General features: G+C 72.2%; 18 protein-coding genes. 5 read left to right on the forward strand and 13 right to left on the reverse strand.

What is annotated here, in order from left to right; all coding sequences use genetic code 11:
• Nucleotides 1–28: 28 nt before the first annotated feature.
• Both tuf and IEY91_RS37715 read right to left on the reverse strand, forming a co-directional pair.
• Entirely contained in the window at nt 29–1,210 is a 1,182-nt protein-coding gene (gene tuf, locus IEY91_RS37710; protein WP_189177376.1) for an elongation factor Tu, read from the reverse strand.
• A gap of 321 nt (nt 1,211–1,531) precedes the next feature.
• The gene (locus IEY91_RS37715; RefSeq protein WP_189177377.1) at nt 1,532–2,290 is read right to left on the reverse strand and encodes a DNA alkylation repair protein; all 759 of its coding nucleotides are present in this window, start codon (nt 2,288–2,290) and stop codon (nt 1,532–1,534) included.
• A gap of 37 nt (nt 2,291–2,327) precedes the next feature.
• On the opposite strand from IEY91_RS37715, the gene IEY91_RS37720 reads away from it, so the two are divergent.
• Nucleotides 2,328–3,032: a TVP38/TMEM64 family protein gene (locus IEY91_RS37720; protein WP_189177378.1), complete on the forward strand. Its 705-nt coding sequence runs from the start codon at nt 2,328–2,330 to the stop codon at nt 3,030–3,032.
• 91 nt (nt 3,033–3,123) lie between these two features.
• On the opposite strand, the gene IEY91_RS37725 is transcribed toward IEY91_RS37720, so the two are convergent.
• Nucleotides 3,124–4,293, reverse strand: a complete 1,170-nt coding sequence (locus IEY91_RS37725) for a thiolase family protein (protein WP_164326559.1) — start codon at nt 4,291–4,293, stop codon at nt 3,124–3,126.
• A 95-nt stretch (nt 4,294–4,388) separates the two neighbouring features.
• Here IEY91_RS37725 and IEY91_RS37730 point away from each other — a divergent pair, with 95 nt between their 5' ends.
• The 3 genes from IEY91_RS37730 (at nt 4,389) to IEY91_RS37740 (ending at nt 6,770) form a co-directional block, all read left to right on the forward strand.
• On the forward strand, nt 4,389–4,859 hold the full coding sequence (locus IEY91_RS37730) for a winged helix-turn-helix transcriptional regulator (protein ID WP_164328714.1): 471 nt from the start codon (nt 4,389–4,391) through the stop codon (nt 4,857–4,859).
• A 114-nt stretch (nt 4,860–4,973) separates the two neighbouring features.
• Nucleotides 4,974–5,618, forward strand: coding sequence for an SAM-dependent methyltransferase (locus IEY91_RS37735; RefSeq protein ID WP_189177379.1), 645 nt, complete (start codon nt 4,974–4,976; stop codon nt 5,616–5,618).
• Between the two features lie 276 nt (nt 5,619–5,894).
• Entirely contained in the window at nt 5,895–6,770 is an 876-nt protein-coding gene (locus IEY91_RS37740; RefSeq protein ID WP_164326557.1) for an undecaprenyl-diphosphate phosphatase, read from the forward strand.
• Nucleotides 6,771–7,160: 390 nt separating this feature from the next.
• Here the strand turns inward: IEY91_RS37740 and IEY91_RS37745 are convergent, their stop codons facing one another.
• The 9 genes from IEY91_RS37745 to IEY91_RS37785 all read right to left on the reverse strand — a co-directional run bounded on the left by IEY91_RS37745 (nt 7,161) and on the right by IEY91_RS37785 (nt 13,130).
• Nucleotides 7,161–7,628, reverse strand: coding sequence for a hypothetical protein (locus IEY91_RS37745; protein ID WP_189177380.1), 468 nt, complete (start codon nt 7,626–7,628; stop codon nt 7,161–7,163).
• Between the two features lie 213 nt (nt 7,629–7,841).
• Complete coding sequence (locus IEY91_RS37750; RefSeq protein ID WP_189177381.1) at nt 7,842–7,994, reverse strand: hypothetical protein; 153 nt, start codon at nt 7,992–7,994, stop codon at nt 7,842–7,844.
• Complete coding sequence (locus IEY91_RS37755) at nt 7,973–8,251, reverse strand: hypothetical protein (RefSeq protein ID WP_189177382.1); 279 nt, start codon at nt 8,249–8,251, stop codon at nt 7,973–7,975. Before IEY91_RS37755 ends, IEY91_RS37750 begins: the two co-directional genes overlap by 22 nt.
• The gene (locus tag IEY91_RS37760; protein ID WP_189177383.1) at nt 8,248–9,414 is read right to left on the reverse strand and encodes an acyl-CoA dehydrogenase family protein; all 1,167 of its coding nucleotides are present in this window, start codon (nt 9,412–9,414) and stop codon (nt 8,248–8,250) included. Before IEY91_RS37760 ends, IEY91_RS37755 begins: the two co-directional genes overlap by 4 nt.
• A gap of 116 nt (nt 9,415–9,530) precedes the next feature.
• Nucleotides 9,531–9,860, reverse strand: coding sequence for a peptidase inhibitor family I36 protein (locus IEY91_RS37765; protein WP_164328713.1), 330 nt, complete (start codon nt 9,858–9,860; stop codon nt 9,531–9,533).
• Nucleotides 9,861–9,998: 138 nt separating this feature from the next.
• Complete coding sequence (locus IEY91_RS37770; RefSeq protein ID WP_164326552.1) at nt 9,999–10,373, reverse strand: hypothetical protein; 375 nt, start codon at nt 10,371–10,373, stop codon at nt 9,999–10,001.
• Nucleotides 10,374–10,568: 195 nt separating this feature from the next.
• The gene (locus IEY91_RS37775) at nt 10,569–11,054 is read right to left on the reverse strand and encodes a pyridoxamine 5'-phosphate oxidase family protein (protein ID WP_189177384.1); all 486 of its coding nucleotides are present in this window, start codon (nt 11,052–11,054) and stop codon (nt 10,569–10,571) included.
• A gap of 83 nt (nt 11,055–11,137) precedes the next feature.
• Nucleotides 11,138–12,157, reverse strand: coding sequence for an ATP-grasp domain-containing protein (locus IEY91_RS37780; RefSeq protein ID WP_229697503.1), 1,020 nt, complete (start codon nt 12,155–12,157; stop codon nt 11,138–11,140).
• A gap of 409 nt (nt 12,158–12,566) precedes the next feature.
• Nucleotides 12,567–13,130: a GNAT family N-acetyltransferase gene (locus IEY91_RS37785; protein ID WP_189177385.1), complete on the reverse strand. Its 564-nt coding sequence runs from the start codon at nt 13,128–13,130 to the stop codon at nt 12,567–12,569.
• Nucleotides 13,131–13,363: 233 nt separating this feature from the next.
• Here IEY91_RS37785 and IEY91_RS37790 point away from each other — a divergent pair, with 233 nt between their 5' ends.
• Nucleotides 13,364–16,201: an alpha/beta hydrolase gene (locus IEY91_RS37790; protein ID WP_189177386.1), complete on the forward strand. Its 2,838-nt coding sequence runs from the start codon at nt 13,364–13,366 to the stop codon at nt 16,199–16,201.
• On the opposite strand, the gene IEY91_RS37795 is transcribed toward IEY91_RS37790, so the two are convergent.
• Nucleotides 16,173–16,736: a cupin domain-containing protein gene (locus IEY91_RS37795; RefSeq protein WP_229697504.1), complete on the reverse strand. Its 564-nt coding sequence runs from the start codon at nt 16,734–16,736 to the stop codon at nt 16,173–16,175. The genes IEY91_RS37790 and IEY91_RS37795 overlap by 29 nt on opposite strands.
• Between the last annotated feature and the right edge of the window lie 32 nt (nt 16,737–16,768).

The following is a 16,768-nucleotide window of genomic DNA, read 5'->3' on the forward strand; positions in this document are numbered from 1 at the left end:
CCTGGCGGAGGCACGCCGAGCGGAAGGCTCAGCCGACCGCCGTCACCGTCCCCGCCCCCACCGTCCGCCCGCCCTCGCGGATCGCGAAGCCGAGCCCCGGCTCCAGGGGGATCTCGCGGCCGAGCTCGACGGTCATGGTGACCGTGTCGCCGGGCCGGGCGACGGCCGTCTCGCCCAGGTCGATGTCGCCGACCACGTCCGCGGTACGGATGTAGAACTGCGGCCGGTAACCGGTCGAGACCGGGGTGGCGCGGCCGCCTTCGCGGGTGGACAGGACGTACACCTGCGCGGTGAAGCGACTGCTCGGACTGACGCTGCCGGGCGCGGCGACGACGTGGCCGCGGCGGACGGCATCGCGTGGCAGGCCGCGAAGGAGCAGCGCCACGTTGTCGCCGGCCTGCGCGGAGTCCATCGGCTTGCCGAAGGTCTCCAGGCCGGTGACGACCGTCTCGGTGTTGTCGTCGGCATCGCCGCCCAGGACCTGCACGCGGTCGCCGACGCGGACGGTGCCGCGCTCGACGGCGCCGGTGACGACCGTGCCCCGGCCGGTGATCGTGAAGACGTTCTCCACCGGGAGCAGGAAGGGCGCGTCGACATAGCGCTCCGGCATCGGGACGTACGTGTCCACAGCGTCCAGGAGCGCCTCGACCGCCGCCGTCCAACGCGGGTCCCCCTCAAGGGCCTTGAGGCCGGAGACCCGTACGACGGGCACCGCGTCGCCGCCGTACCCGTGCGCGGACAAAAGCTCGCGGACCTCCAGCTCGACCAGGTCGGTGAGCTCGGGGTCGCCGGTGTCCGCCTTGTTGAGGGCGACGACGATGTGGTCGACGCCGACCTGGCGGGCGAGCAGGACGTGCTCGGCGGTCTGCGGCATGATCCCGTCGGCGGCGGACACGACGAGGATCGCGCCGTCGAGTTGGGCGGCGCCCGTGACCATGTTCTTCACGTAGTCGGCGTGGCCGGGCATGTCGACGTGGGCGTAGTGCCGGGTGTCGGTCTCGTACTCGACGTGCGCGATGTTGATGGTGATGCCGCGCTGCGCCTCCTCCGGCGCGCGGTCGATGCGGTCGAAGGGCACGAACGTGCCGGTGCCGCGCTCGCTGAGGACCTTGGTGATGGCGGCGGTCAGGGTGGTCTTGCCGTGGTCGACGTGGCCCATCGTGCCGATGTTGAGGTGGGGCTTGGTGCGTACGTAAGCGGTCTTGGACATGGTGGTTCCTGCTCCGGAACTCGAAAGGTGTGGCCCGCGGCTCGGACGGCCTGCGGACGGGGACCCCCGGGGCCTGGCCGACCCTCCCCCTGCGGGGTCCGCCGGAATGTCCGGGGAGGGTCAGCTTCGGGCGCCGTCAAGGGGAAGGGCGGCTGCGAGCCGCGCTGCGAGCGGAACGACGGCAGCCCGAACAGCGCCCGCGACTGCGGACAAAACTGTGTGAAAGGCGTGCCGGAACATGTCGACGATCATTGCCGACGCCCTGGTCGGCGTCGAATCATTTTCCCTGACACACCGGTCACACAGGGCAGTTGCGGCGCGTCAGCCTCCGATGCCCCCGATGCCCCCGATGTTCTTCAGCGCCTCACGCACGGACAGGGGCGCGAGGACCTCACGGTGCGTCGCGACGAAGTCCCGTACGGCGTCGGGGTCCGTCTTCGCGTACTCCCGCAGGCACCACCCGATGGCCTTGCGGATGAAGAAGTCCGGGTGCCGTGCCTGCCGTTCGCAGTACGCGAAGAGGCGGCCGGTGTCCGTGGCGTGCTTGTGGCGCAGCTGGTGCAGGAGCGCGGTCCTGACCGCCCACATGTCCTCGTCCTGGATCCAGGCGTCCATGTCGGCCCTCAGCGCGGGGTCGGCGGCGACGAGGCCGCCCACGACGTGCGCGGCGAGCGCGTCGACGGTGTCCCACCAGGGACGGGTCGTCACCAGCTGCCGGGCGACGGGCAGGAAGCCGGACGAGCACCGCTTCACGTGCCGCCGCAGATAGTCCACGGCGAAGTACTGGTACTCCCGCTCGGGCAGTTCCCAGCAGCGCAGCGCGAGCGCGGCGCAGTCGGCCTCTTCGGGGCGGGGCGTGCCCGCGAGGACGGCGCGGTTGAGGTCCCGGCGGACCGGCGCGGTGAGGCCGAGGAAGGGCGCGATGTCCTTCATGTACGCGCGCATGTCCGCGGCCCGCGCCGGATCGGCCGCTTCGGCGTACGTCGTCGTGAGCCGCCCGACGACATCGTCGGCGAGAGCACTTCTCGGCACGGTGACTGGCCCTGGGACTGGCACTGTGACGCCCATGAGACGCACCATACGGCGATCAGACACATGAGCCGGTTAGTCTCTCCGGATGCTCGACACCGCCGCCGCCCCGACGCCGGGCCTCGCCGTGCGTTGCACACGGGTGCTCCTCTCGCCGTGGGCGCGGCTGTCCCTGCTCGTGCTGCTGCTCGCCGCGGCCGCCGCGGGCGTGCTGCTCTTCGAGCCGCAGCGGCTGATCGCGGACGGCTGGCCGCCGCAGTTCGGCGGCGCCGCCGCGGTGTGCGTGTTCGCGGTGGCGTACGGCACGTGCACGGTCGCGTTCGTGCCGCGGCCGCTGCTCAATCTGGCGGCGGGCGCGCTGTTCGGTTCGCAGGCCGGGCTGCCCGCGGCGATCGTGGGCACGGTCATGGGGGCCGGGGTGTCGTTCGGCCTCGGCCGGATCCTGGGGCAGGACGCGCTGCGGCCGCTGCTGCGGGGCCGCTGGCTGAAGGCGGCCGACGGCCAGCTCAGCCGGCACGGGTTCCGCTCGATGCTGGCCGTCCGCCTCTTCCCGGGCGTGCCGTTCGCGGCCGCCAACTACTGCGCGGCGGTCTCCCGCATGGGCTGGCTGCCGTTCCTGCTCGCCACGGCCATCGGCTCGATCCCGAACACGGCGGCGTACGTCATAGCGGGAGCCCGCGCGTCGACCCCCACGTCCCCGGTGTTCCTGATCGCGATGGGCTTCATCGCGGTGACGGGCGTAGCAGGCGCGCTGGTGGCATGGCGCAAGCGCCACGGCCTGGGCGGCCACTGACAGCGGCGGCAAGAAATAGCCCGTCCGGCGCTTGAGGACGAGGCGCGGAGCGCCGAAAGGCAGGGGGAGAGGGGGCGCAGCCCCCATGAGGTCACACCGCTTCAAGAATCGTGGCGTTGGCGAGCCCCCCGGCCTCGCACATGGTCTGCAAGGCGTACCGCGCCCCACGGACCCGCATCGCATGCACAAGCGTGGTCATCAGCCGAGTGCCGCTCGCGCCCAGCGGGTGTCCAAGGGAGATCGCACCACCGTGGACGTTCAGCCGCCGCTCATCCGCGCCGGTCTCCCGCAACCAGCACAGGACCACGCTCGCGAACGCCTCGTTGACCTCGAACAGATCGATGTCGTCGAGCGTCAGTGAGGCCCGGCGCAGCACCTTCTCGGTCGCGGGCAGGACACCGGTGAGCATCATGAGCGGGTCGGAGCCGGTGACGGCGAAGCTGTGCAGCCGGGCCAGCGGGCGCAGGCCGAGGCGGGCCGCGTTCTCGCTGGTGGTGATGAGGACGGCGGAAGCGCCGTCGTTGATGGGGCTGGTGTTGCCCGCGGTGACGGACCAGTCGATCTGCGGGAAGCGCTCGGCGAAGGCGGGGTCCTCGTAGGCGGGCCTGAGCCCGGCGAGGATCTCGGGCGTCGTGCCGGGACGTACGGACTCGTCGCGGGTGACGCCGTCCAGCGGCGCGACCTCCGCGTCGAAGAGGCCGCTCTCCCAGGCGCGGGCGGCCTTCTGGTGCGAGCCGGTCGCGAAGACGTCCATCTCCTCACGGCTGATGGACCACTTGGCGGCGATGAGCTCGGCGCTGATGCCCTGCGGGACGAGCCCTTCCGGGTAGCGCTCGGCGATGCCGGGCCCGAAGGGGTCCGCGCCCGCGGGCACGTTCGACCACATCGGTACGCGGCTCATGGACTCCACTCCGCAGGCGACCGCCATGTCGTACGCGCCCGACAGGACGCCCTGCGCCGCGAAGTGCACGGCCTGCTGCGAGGAGCCACACTGGCGGTCCACGGTGGTGGCGGGGACGGACTCCGGGAAGCCCGCGGACAGGGCGGCGTACCGCGTGGTGTTCATGGCCTGTTCGGCGACCTGGTCGACACAGCCGCCGATCACGTCGTCGATGTGCGCCGGGTCGACACCGGAGCGCTCGATGAGGCTGCGGAGCGTGTGGGAGAGGAGCTCGACCGGGTGGACGTGGGCGAGGGAGCCGTTGGGCTTGCCCTTGCCGACGGGGGTGCGTACGGCTTCGACGATGACGGCGTCACGCATGGCGGTGTCTCCCGGATGGGTCGAGTTGGAAAACTGGACTCACTAGCAATCCCCACGATAACCAGGTGGGTTTGATTTTCCAACCCACCTTTAGACTGTCCTCCATGAAAGATCCACGCCCGTGCTCCATCGCCGACACCCTCGCCCTGGTCGGCGAGAAGTACTCGCTGCTCGTCCTGCGCGAGGTCTTCCTCGGCGCACGGCGCTTCGATCAGCTGGCCCGCAACACCGGCGCCCCGCGCGACATCCTCACGACGCGCCTGCGCCGCCTCGTGGACGCGGGCGTACTGGAGAAGGCCGCGTACAGCGAACGGCCGACGCGCCACGAGTACCGGCCGACGCCGGCGGGCCTCGAACTGGAGGCCGTCCTGATGACGCTGATGGCCTGGGGCGACCGCCATCTGCGTACGGACGACGACCGCCCCATGGTCATCGAGCACATCTGCGGCCACGAACTGCTTCCCGCGGTCACGTGTTCCGCGTGCGGCGGCGAAGTGCGCCACGAGGACCTGACGGCCCATCCGCAGGCGCCCGGCTGGACGGTCACGGGGCCCACTGCCGCCTGACCGAGGCTCCTGACCGAGCCCGCATTTTGCCGCACCGGCAAAGAATGTCGCCGGGTTCGCCTCCGTGCGCGCACCCTCTCCCTCAAGTACCGGCGCCCGCCTGAGGGAGAGACGATGACCAGCACCCCGCCGAAGAACACGGCTCAGCAGTACTGGGACGACTTCTACCGAGACCCGGGCACCGGCGGCTCCGGTGAGCCCAACGTCCTCCTCGTCCGGGAAGTCGCCTCGTTGACACCCGGCACGGCCCTGGACCTCGGGTGCGCCGGGGGCTCCGACGCGCTGTGGCTCGCCGGCCTCGGCTGGCGGGTCACGGCCGCCGACGTGTCCGCCACGGCGCTGCGCCGGGCCGCGGAACGCGCGGCCGATGCCGGTCTCACGGACCGGATCGACTGGCAGCGGCACGACCTGTCGGAGTCGTCCCCGGAGGGTTCGTACGACCTGGTGTCGGCGCAGTTCCTGCACTCACCGGTGGCGCGCGACGGCGAGCGCGAGGACATCCTCGACCGGGCGGCCGACGCGGTCGCGCCCGGCGGGGTCCTGGTCATCGGGAGCCACGCGGGCTGGCCGTCGTGGCAGGACGAGCCGCCGTTCGCCCACCACTTCCCGACGAACGCCGAGATGCTCGCCCGGCTCGACCCGGCGCGCCGGGGGTGGACCGTCGAGACCGACGAACTCCTCACGCGCGAGCTGGCGGGTCCTGACGGCCGGCCCGGCACCCGCGCCGACTCCGTACTCAAGCTCCGCCGCGCGAGGTAGCGCGCCAGAGGTCACCGCCCGCCGCCGCCCGCCCCGGGGCCATCGGCGGGCGCGGCCCGGAGCCCGCCCGGGGCCCGCAACCGACGGCCCTCGCGCGGTCCCTTCATCTTGTGCCGCTACGCTGCCCCCGGCGAGGCACGTGATCACCCCTCCCGGCCCACCGCTCGACCCCGCGCACGCCCGCACCACGCCTCGCCGCTCCCGGTTCCCCTCCCACGCCTCTGACCGCCACCTCACGGGTCAGCGCACGATCAGTTACTGGACGGCGCAGTTTTCATGTCTTGGCTCGAATCGTTCATTCTCGGACTCGTCCAGGGACTGACCGAGTTCCTTCCGATCTCATCCAGCGCGCATCTGCGGCTGACCGCGGCGTTCGCGGGCTGGCACGACCCGGGTGCCGCCTTCACCGCGATCACTCAGATCGGCACCGAGGCCGCCGTCCTGATCTACTTCCGCAAGGACATCGGCCGGATCATCAAGGCGTGGTCCGGCTCGCTGGTCGGCAAGGTGCCGCGGTCCGACCACGACGCGAAGATGGGCTGGCTCGTCATCGTCGGCTCGATCCCGATCGGTGTCCTCGGCGTCACGTTCAAGGACCAGATCGAGGGGCCGTTCCGTGATCTGCGCCTGATCGCCACGACGCTGATCGTCATGGGCATCGTCCTCGGCATCGCCGACCGCCTCGCGGCCCGCGACGAGACCGGCGGCAAGCACCGTGCCGTACGCCACCGCAAGGGCCTCAAGGAACTGGGCGTCAGGGACGGTCTGATCTACGGCGTCTGCCAGGCCATGGCGCTCATCCCCGGCGTCTCCCGCTCCGGCGCCACGATCAGCGGCGGCCTGCTCATGGGCTACACCCGCGAGGCCGCGGCCCGCTATTCCTTCCTGCTCGCCATCCCGGCCGTGCTCGCCTCGGGTGTCTTCGAGCTGAAGGACGCGAGCGAGGGCGGCCATGTCTCCTGGGGCCCCACGATCTTCGCCACAATTGTCGCTTTTGTTGTGGGATATGCCGTAATCGCATGGTTCATGAAGTTCATTACCACCAAGAGCTTCATGCCGTTCGTCTACTACCGCATCCTGCTCGGCATCGCGCTGTTCATCCTCGTCGGCGCGGGCACGCTGAGCCCGCACGCGGGCGAGTCGGCGGGCTAGCGACGCACCGGCGCCCGGCCGGGGGCCCTGCGCGCCCCTCAAGGCCCGGCACGCGCCCCGAACTGGTAACTCTGCGTGGTCACTTACGTCCCATCCGCCCCTGTGTTACCTAAATAGGCCTTCTCGGCACGTTGTGTAGGCAAGGGTGGCGCTTTTTGCGTCGGATGGGTGCACGCTGGAGGTACGGGCCCATCCCCGGGTGGCCGCCGCCGGGTTGTCGGCGGGGGCGGCGGCCGAAGGTGCGAGGACGTGGCGGCTCCCCCTCCGCCGGGCGTCCTCGCACCGCCGCCCTCTCCTCGGGGGCGGGCGGGAGCCACCCCCGAGGAGAGGTGGAGCCGGGATCGCGTGTCCGCTGCCTTGGAGCGCGCCCCGGCCGCCTGTTGCCCCCTCCTACGGCTTCGTCAGGCACCGCAGCAGATGGTGCTCCCCGCTCAGGACCGGGCTCGTCAGCGTGAGGAACCCGATGCCCGGCGCGACGTCCAGACCCCGCGCGCTCGCGGCACGGCGGCAGGCGCCCACCTCGTCGACCGCCACGACCCAGCGCGGTCGGCCGAGCGCGATGACCGCCCGCACCGCGCGGTGCTCGCCGTCCCTGTCCTCGGCATACTCGGCGTCTTCGGCGTACTCGGCATCGTCGGCCTCCAGGACCACCAACTGCCGCGGGGCCACCACGGGAGGCAGCGCCCGCGCGACCGGACCGACGTCCGAGACCAGCGCCACCGGCGCCCCGTCACGGACCACCAGACCGACCAGCTCCACATACGGACGCCCGCGCCGCGCCACCGCGAGCCGCCCCGTCCAGGCCCGGGCAAGCACCTCACGGCACTCCGCCTCCGACATGCGGCGCACATTCCCCACAGCCGACCTCCTCTTGCCGCCACGCCCGGGGAGGGCCGCGGACGGACAGGCATGACGCCCCCACGAGGGGGGCGCGCCGGGGTCCGGGGCACTGTGCGCCGTCGGCCGCTTGAGGGGCCACGACGCCCTACTTCTCTTATGCGCGGTACGACTCCGCTTATGCGCCGTCCGGCTCCGCTTGTGAGCCGCCCCCTGTGCGCCGGCCGGCCTGTGTCAGGCCCGGAACCACGTGCGGGTGCCGCCGCGCCATTCGGCACGGATCCGCCGCTTGATCAGCGCCCGCAGTTCCACGGCCGCGTCCAGGTGGTCGGGGGCGACCCCCACCTTGTTGCGCAGCAGTTCGATCAGGGATTTCCGGAGCGCCAACGCACGCTCGGGGTCGCCGGACTCGACGGGAGCAGGCCTTCGAAAAGGGGCATGGCGACGGCATGGTCACCGAGGCGGTAGCAGTCGAGGGCGAGGCGCAGCGTCACCTCGGTCACGCGGAAGTCGGCCTCCCCCAGCCCCTCGACGAGGTCCGGCAACAGGGGTTCCAGCAGTCCGCGGCGGCGGGCGGCCTGTTCGGGGGTGCGCGGCCCGGTGGTGCGGGCGGGCACCCCATCGACGTACGAACGAAGCCTCACACGTCGAGGCCACCCCGCTCCACGAGCCGGCTCACGATCACATTGCGCTGGATCTCGTTGGTGCCCTCGCCGACGATCATCAGCGGGGCGTCGCGGAAGTAGCGCTCCACGTCGAACTCGGTGGAGTAGCCGTGGCCGCCGTGGATGCGCAGGGCGTTGAGGGCGATCTGCATGGCGGTCTCGGAGGCGAAGAGCTTGGCCATGCCCGCTTCCATGTCGACGCGGTGTCCCGCGTCGGCCTCGCGGGCGGCGTGCAGGGTGAGTTGGCGGGCGGCGGTGAGGGAGGTGGCCATGTCGGCGAGGTAGTTGCCGATCGACTGGTGCTGCCAGATCGGCTTGCCGAACGACTCGCGCTCGCGCGCGTAGGCCAGCGCGTCCTCCAGGGCCGCCCGGCCGACTCCGAGGGCGCGGGCGGCGACCTGGAGCCGCCCCGTCTCCAGGCCCCGCATGATCTGGGCGAAGCCGCGGCCCTCGACGCCGCCGAGCAGGGCGTCGGCCGGGGCGCGATGGTCCTCGAAGGCCAACTCGCAGCTCTCGACGCCCTTGTAGCCGAGTTTGGGCAGGTCGCGAGAGACCGTCAGGCCGGGGCCGTGCTCGACCAGGAGGACGGAGATGCCGCGGTGCGCCGGGGTGGCGTCGGGGTCGGTCCTGCACAGCAGGGCGATCAGACCCGAGCGGCGGGAGTTCGTGATCCACGTCTTCGTACCGTTGACGACATAGCCGTCGGCGTCCCTGCGGGCGACGGTGCGCAGGGCCTGGAGGTCGGAGCCGCCGCCCGGTTCGGTGAGGGCCATGGTCGCGCGGATCTCGCCGGTGGCCATCCGGGGGAGGTAGTGGCGGCGCTGGTCCTCGGTGCCGTAGTGCCGCAGCAGCTTGGCGACCACGGTGTGGCCGCCCATCGCACCGGCCAGGCTCATCCAGCCGCGGGAGAGTTCCTCGGTGAACAGGACGTAGCAGGAGGTGGAGACGGGAGTGCCGCCGTACGCCTCCGGGACGGCGAGGCCGAAGACCCCGAGCTGTTTCATCCGCTCGATCAGGGCCTCGGGATAGGTGTCCGTGTGCTCCAACTCCCGTACGACCGGCTTCACTTCCTTGTCCACGAAGTCACGCACCGTGGTGACGACGAGCTGCTCGTCCGGGGGCAGGATGCCGAGAGTGCTCACGTGGGGACGCTCCTTCTCGCGACGGCTTCAGACGGCTTCAGGAGGACGGACCTGTGCCGGGGCAAACGTACGGGCCTGCCACCCAAAGGCGGCAGGCCCGTACGGGACGCGTTCGTTCAGCAGCTCATGGCCCACGTGTGGGAGTCGCCGTTGTCGTTGGCCGCGCCGTTGTACCCGACCTCCTGGCCCGGCGTGACGCAGATGGTCATGTGGCCGCCCTGGTGGGCCCGCGAGTACACCTTGACGGTGTCCTTGATGCCGGGACCCGAGATGCCGTGGTTCGCCCACGAGGAGTCCTCGTCCGCGATGTAGCTCTCCCACCAGCCGTCGTCGCCGGACCAGTTGGCGCGCTGTCCGTCGAAGTTGGCGTGTTCCCAGGCGCAGAAGTGGCCGCTGGGACAGTCGGCGGCGCCGGCCGGGGCGGCCACGGCGAGGCTGCCGGTCATGAGCAGCGCCGCCGCCACGCCCAGGAAGGCGCGCTTGGCGGTCCTCCGCCTCGGGGCGGATTCGGGGGCGGAGTCGGTGGTGGCGGAGGAGTGCTTCAGCGTCATGTCGGGCTTGTGCCTTTCTGTTCGGACGGTTCGTCAGGCGGCTTGGCAGCCTTCGGTCTTGTCGGAGATGCCGTCGATCCGGGAGCCCCAGGACCAGTTGTCGCTGAATTCGTACGCGCGGATGAGGCGGGAGTAGCAGGTGTCCCGCGTCCAGTCGATCGCGTACAGGTTCTTGTTCACGTCCGAGCGGAACGACGCGGTCTTGTCGTGGTGGGATTCGGGAAGATCGGCGTAACCCGGGGGCTTGTAGCACCAGCCCGTGCCGTGCTGGCCCGGCTGGGTCCAGAAGCACACTTCGCCGGGGCCGCGTTCGACGCCGGGGCCGAGCGCGGACGCGGGCGCTGTCGAGACGAGCGCGGGGGCGAGAGCCGCGAGCAGGGCGGTGGACAGGGCGAGTCTGCGGAGCATGACCACCTTCGTGTCGCTGGGTCGGGAACGGCCCGCCCCGTCGACTGCGGGCGGGCCATCGCCAGACTGCCCCCATGCGGAGCCACGCATTCGGCCATTCACCCAAAGGGGTAGGACCGGGGCGGAAGAAGCCTTTCTCCGCATACGAGGTGGTGAAGGACCCGCGGCAGGCTCACGCCGGGCGCACCGAACGGTTCAGCCCCGGCCCCCGTGTCCGTCCCGCGCCACCCACTCGCCCTCCCACAGAATCACCCGCCCCCGCAACTCCGCCTCCCCGCGCCACGCGAGCACCGACCTCGGCGCCACGCGGATGTACAGGAACGGCGCCTCCTCCGTCCGTGGATCCCACCCGAACTTCGCGGTGAACGCGTCGGCCGCCTCCCCCGGCACCTCCCGCGCCGGAAAGCACTCCGCATCCCCGCGCAGCAGCACCACGTCGAAGGTGTCCGGCAGCGAGAGCCGCACCCTCGGCTCGGCGAGCGCGTTGCGTGCCGTCGCGGACTTCTCGCCGGTGCACATCCACACCGCGTCGCCGTCCCACCAGAACCACAGCGGCACTTGGTGGGGGCCGTGCTCGGGGTGGGAGGTCGCCAGCCAGATGTCCCGTTCACCGGTGAGTCGCCGAAGGGTGTCGCGGGTACGTTCCCGCAGGTCGCGCCGTGTGCTTCCGGTGGTCTGCATGGACGCCGACCGTAGTCGGCGCCCCGGCGCCGCACATGGGGCTGCGGCCGTACGCGACCTACGTCTCCCGGCCTACGCGAGACCTACGCCACCCGGGGCGAGCGCCCGTTGACCTGGCTGCCGCGCCGCCTGCCCCGCGCCGGGTGGCGGCTTCTGCGGCCCCCCGCGGTCTGGGCGAGCGCGTCGAGGTGGGCCTGGATGTAGGGGACGGCCACCGTCTCCAACTCGCCCTCGATGAAGGCCGGCTGGACGTTGACCTCGAAGACGACGCCGCCGTTCTCGATGGCCAGGTCGACCCCGGCGAAGGGCAGTCCCATCGACGCGGTGGCGGCCACGGCCAGTTCGGTGAGGCGCCGCGGCAGGTCGGGCGGGGCGATGGGGATGGCCGTCGCGCCCTGGCAGGTGTTGCAGGGGGTGTCCGTCGCGGGCTGGATGTGCTCGCGGGCGTGGATGACGCGGCCGCCGAGCACGAACACGCGGAACTGGTGCCGGTCGCCGTCGGCGGTGACGTTGCCCGCGTCGCGCGAGAGCAGCCAGGCGCTGCGCCGACGCGCGTAGTACTCGGCGGCTTCGGCCAGTTGGGCGTCGGTGGTCACGTGGAAGGTGTCACTGCCGCCGGTGCCGACGACCGGCCGGGCCCAGGTGTCACGGCCGAGCCGCTCGAACGCGGCGGCCGTCTCCCGCGTGCCCGGCCGCGACAGGACGACGGTGTCCATCTGGGCGACGCCGTCCCGCTCGAAGCGGGCGACCGTGCGGTCCTTCTCGGTGGCCGACCGCCATGCCGCGACGCCGGAGCCCAGCGTCACCGCGTGGTGGTGGGCGAGCAGGCGCTGGAAGGCGGCGAGGGCGCGGCGCCGGTGCGGTGGTATCTCGTACAGCACGACCACGTCAGGCACCACCTCCAGCCCCTGGTCGGGGACGTGGAGGCGTAAGCGCACGCCGTCGCGGTCCCGGACGCGGCCGGTGCCGCAGGGGGCGAAGTGGCGGGCGTCGATGCGGTGCGGCGGTGTGCCCGTGAGCAGTTCGACGGCTTGGGCGAGGTAGTCCCGGCAGCCCTCGGGCGACGTGGGGTCGGCGATCAGGGCGACGCACGGTCCGGACATGGGTGCCTCCAGCGGCTCTCGGCGCGCACTCGGCCCGCGCGCACGTCGCGGCGCGGATCCGGGTGGAGATCATGGCGGGATGGTGTCTGTCCCGCGGCAGGAGGCCACCGCACCCCTTACGGCGCCGCGTCGGCCGCGCCCGCTGGTCGTCCCGGCGGTGGCGGGCCGGGGCGACGCCCGGCCGGGATGCTGGTGACCACGGGACGGGGCTGCGCCCTTTCCGCGATCCGTGCCGCAGGGCCGAGGCCCTGCCTTTCCGTGCCGCAGAGCCTTGGGCCCACACTGTAGGCGCGCGCCGGGGAGCCTGCCAGGGCGCAGGCGCGCCCTGCTCCTGCTCCGAGTATGCGCTGCCTGCACCGGTCGTGCGCCCTGTACGTCGAGCAGTTCCTCGCCCCGGCCGGGCACGGGCTCACATCGGGAACGACAGCAGCCGCACGTCCCCGTCCGGCCACGCTGCCCCCTCTTGCCCCTCCTTCAGCGGCGTCCACATCGTGCGCAGCGGCATGACCGCCGGGCCCGCGGACTGCTCGACGTACACCTTGCCCTCCAGCGTCCGCCAGCCGAGCCGTTCGTAGAGGGCGACGAGGGGCGGGCGGCAGAACAGGAGCGCGTGCCGGGGGCCCATCGTGCGGGCGTGGTCGAGTGCCGCCGACAGAACGGTCCGGGCGAGGCCGCGGCCCCGAACGTCGGCCGCGACGGCCACGCCGCCGACGCCGATCACCTCGGCCTCGGTGCCGCCGATCGACACCGGCACCCTCAACAGGCCCGCGTGGGCCACGAGTCGGCCCTCCGCCCGCACACCGAAGTGCACGTCCTTGGGCAGCCACGTCAGTCCGGTGTCCGCGACACCGAAGGGGTCGGGAGCGTCGCCGAGTATCTCGGTCAGGTCGGCACGTGTGTACGCGGCGAGCGGGACCGCTGCCAAAGGCAGGGAAACGGGCGCAGGCGCGGGCGTAGGAAGATCATCAGCCATACCGGCATCATGCGCGGCGCCCACCCTCGCCCACAAGGGCAACCCTAACCCCCAACTTGCCCCATTTGCCCGGCATTCCCCACCTCGTACGCCCCTTGAGACGACGTACGAAACCCCACGAAGCAACCCCCGCGCTCCCACCGTCATCCTCCAGGACCGGGGGATCCTACGCAGTGGATCAACTGGACGCACTGCTGGATGCACTGGAGGAACTTGATGAACGGGAGAACGTCTTGATCCATGTCCCGCGCTCGGTGACCGCCGCCACGGCGGTCCTCGCGCTGGCGGTGGGGGTGCCGGGCCTGGCGCACGCGCAGCCGTCCGGCGACCGAATACCGTCCGCGTCACCGAGAGACGCCCTGCCGTCGGGCCTCCCCGCGGCCTTCGGGGACCCCACACCGCCGGGAGACGGCGAAGGCCAACTCCCCAAGGGCTGGCGGGTCGACGGCTCCGGCGCCGAGAAGCACCTGGTCTGGCGCGCCGCCGAACCGGTGCCCATGGGCGACGCCCGCGTCGAGTTCTACGCCGGCGACCGGCTCCTCGGCGTCCCCCAGCCCACGGACGACCAGCGGACGTTCCGGCTGCGCCTCGACGGCGCGAACATCGGGCAGGCCGCGGACCTTCAGGCGCAGGCCGGGGGCCGCCGTCTGGACGAGGGCGCGAAGGACACGCCCGCGCCGTCGCGCGTCTCGCCGCCCGCCGAGTCCGCGGCTCCCCAGCCCGCGAACCGCGTCGACCCCGGCGTCCCGGGCAAGTACCGCACCGTCAGCGGTGAGTACACCCAGAAGTCGGTGCGCCTGCCCGGATTCCCCAATCCCGTCGAGATGAAGGCCACCGTCGTGGGCCCGACGGACGCCCCGGGGAAGCGGCCGCTCGCGCTGTTCCTGCACGGCCGCCACTACACGTGCTACAAGTCCGGCGGCGCCCAGGACGGCGGCTGGCCCTGCAAGTCCGGCATGAAGCCGGTGCCCAGCTACCGCGGCTACCTGCACGACCAGAAGCTCCTCGCCTCGCAGGGCTATGTGACGGTGTCGATCTCCGCCAACGGCATCAACGGCCAGGACGACGTCGCCGCGGACGGCGGCGCGCAGGCCCGTTCGTCGCTGGTGCGTCAGCACCTCGCCCGCTGGGCGGACTGGTCCGCCGGCCGCGGCGACGTGCCGAAGGCCGTGCGCGACACCGCGCCCGCCGACCTGACCAAGGTCATGCTCGTGGGCCACTCCCGGGGCGGCGAAGGCGTCAACCGCGCCGCGCTCGACAGCCTGACCCCGCCGCCCGCCGCCGAGGACGGCGCCCCCGGCCCGGCCCGCTGGAACATCCGCGGCACCGTCCTCATCGGCCCCACGATCTTCGGCCAGAACCCGGTCCCGGACGTGCCGTCGATGACGATCCTGCCGGGCTGCGACGGCGACGTCTCCGACCTCCAGGGCCAGATCTACGCCGACGGGACGCGCGGCGTCGGCCGCGGCACCGCCCTGCACAGCGCGGTCTACGTGGTCGGCGCGAACCACAACTTCTTCAACAGCGAGTGGACTCCCGGACAGGCGGCGGCCCCGGCCGACGACGACTTCCAGTCCGGCGAGCGGCCCGACCCGGTGTGCGCGAAGGGCAAGGACACCCGCCTGACCGCCAAGCAGCAGCAGACGGCGGGCTCCACCTACATCGCGGCGGCGGCCCGGCTGTTCGTCGACGGTGACGACCGGGTGCGCCCGCTCCTCGACGGCTCCAGCCGCCGCGCCCCCTCGGCGAAGCCCGCGCACGTGCTGACCCACGCCGTCGGCGGCAACCGCACGCCCGCGTTCGTGCCGAGTTCCTCGCTCGCCGTGTCCGGCGGCGGCCGGCTGTGCGCGCAGGTGGACGAAAGGGCGTCCCGCGCCTGCCTCCCCTCCGGGACGAAGGGCGCTTCGCCCCACTTCGCCGCCTGGGACCCCTCGCCGGAACCGGGCCGCCACGCGGTCGCGATGCGCTGGTCGCAACCAGGCGCCGTGACGAAGGTGCGTCCCAGCAAGGCCATCTCCCTCGACGGATCCGACGCGTTGGCGCTGCGCGTGATCGTGCCGCCGAACAGCACCGGCACCCGGCTCGACGTCGCGGTCACCGACGCGTCGGGCCGCCGTGCGACGCTCGGCAAGGTCCGCGTGGACGGCCTGCCCGGCACCGACGCGACCGCGTCCTACTGGGGTCGCGAGGTGCGCGTGCCGCTCTCCGCGGCCGCCCGCGCGGGGCTCGACCTCAAGCAGGTGACCTCCCTGGAGCTGACCCCGCGCAACCGGTCGGGCCGCGCCTGGCTGATGGACGCGTGGGGCTGGCGCCCGGGCACCCCGGACGCCGGGACGGCCGAGCTGACGCGCGTCGACATCGGTCAGCTCAAGGTCAAGGAAGGTGACTCGGGCGTCCGCGACTACCGCGTGCCCGTACGGGTCACCGGCCAGGGCAGCGGCAAGGTCCGCCTGTTCGTGACCGACCCGCGCACGCACAAGACGACGTACAAGACGGTGACCGTGCGTCCCGGCGGCGAGCCCGTCGACCTCCCGGTCACGGTGCGGGGCAACAAGCGCTACGGCGCCGACCTCTCGTACGACGTCCTGGCCAAGGCGGTCCGCGGCACGGTCGTCGGTTCGTACCACGGCGGTGTGCAGGTGGCCGAGGACGACCCGATGCCCAAGGTCACCGTGAAGCCGGTGGCGAACCGCGTCACCGAGGGGAAGTCCCTCAAGTGGCGCGTCTCGCTGTCCGCCGCGGCCGACACGGACATCGAGGCCGGCTTCGACATCCGGCGCGTCAGCGGCGGCAAGGAGCTGTCCACCAAGGACGTCGGCAAGCGCTGGCTGAAGGACGTCTTCGGGAGCTCCCCGAACCCGGCCCGCCCGCTGTCCAAGGTCTCCGAGATGCCGTACATCCCGGCGCGGATCGCCGCGGGCAAGCGGAGCGTGGACGTGAGCGTGCCCACGGTCAAGGACCGGGTGCGGGAGCCGAAGGAGACCCTGCGGCTGCGCCTTGTCACCTACGACCAGGAGTGGGAGCCGCACCGGGGCCCGGAGGTCACCGGGACGGTGCGCGACCCTTCGTAGCCCGAGCGCGCGCGGTCGCCCAGTCCGCGGCGACCGCGCCGCCCAGGAAGTGCACGTCGTACCGGTCCTGTTCGGGCAGGAGGCTCTCGAACGTGTCCAGGCCGTGCTGGATGCGGCCCAGGGCACGGAAGTAGCCGAACCGGTCGACACCCGGTGTCAGGACCGCGAGCAGGTCGGCGGTCGCACCGGGCGCCGCGCCGAACGCGTGCGGCATCCCGGGCGGGACGACGACGAGTCCGCCTCGCGCCACCGTCGTCGTCCCGCCGTCCAGGAAGAACTCCACGACCCCGTCGAGTACGTGGAACAGCTCCGTCGACCTGGCGTGGTGGTGGGGTCTGGCCCCGTCGGCGCCCTCGCCGAGCGTGAGGCGGTTGGCGCCCAGGGCGCCGCCGGTGTCCGCGCCGTCGGCCAGCAGGTCGAAGCCGCCGCCGTGCGGCAGGGCGACGTGTTCAGCGGTGCCGGGCGGCACGATCAGGGCTCTGGTCGTCTGCTGTCTGTCCATGTCTTTCATGTCTTCGTCTTCCATGTCTTCCATGTCTTCCATTCGAGCCCGGGAAGAAGACGCGA

This window comes from Streptomyces lasiicapitis (genome assembly GCF_014646335.1).
Classification (GTDB): Bacteria; Actinomycetota; Actinomycetes; order Streptomycetales; family Streptomycetaceae; genus Streptomyces; species Streptomyces lasiicapitis.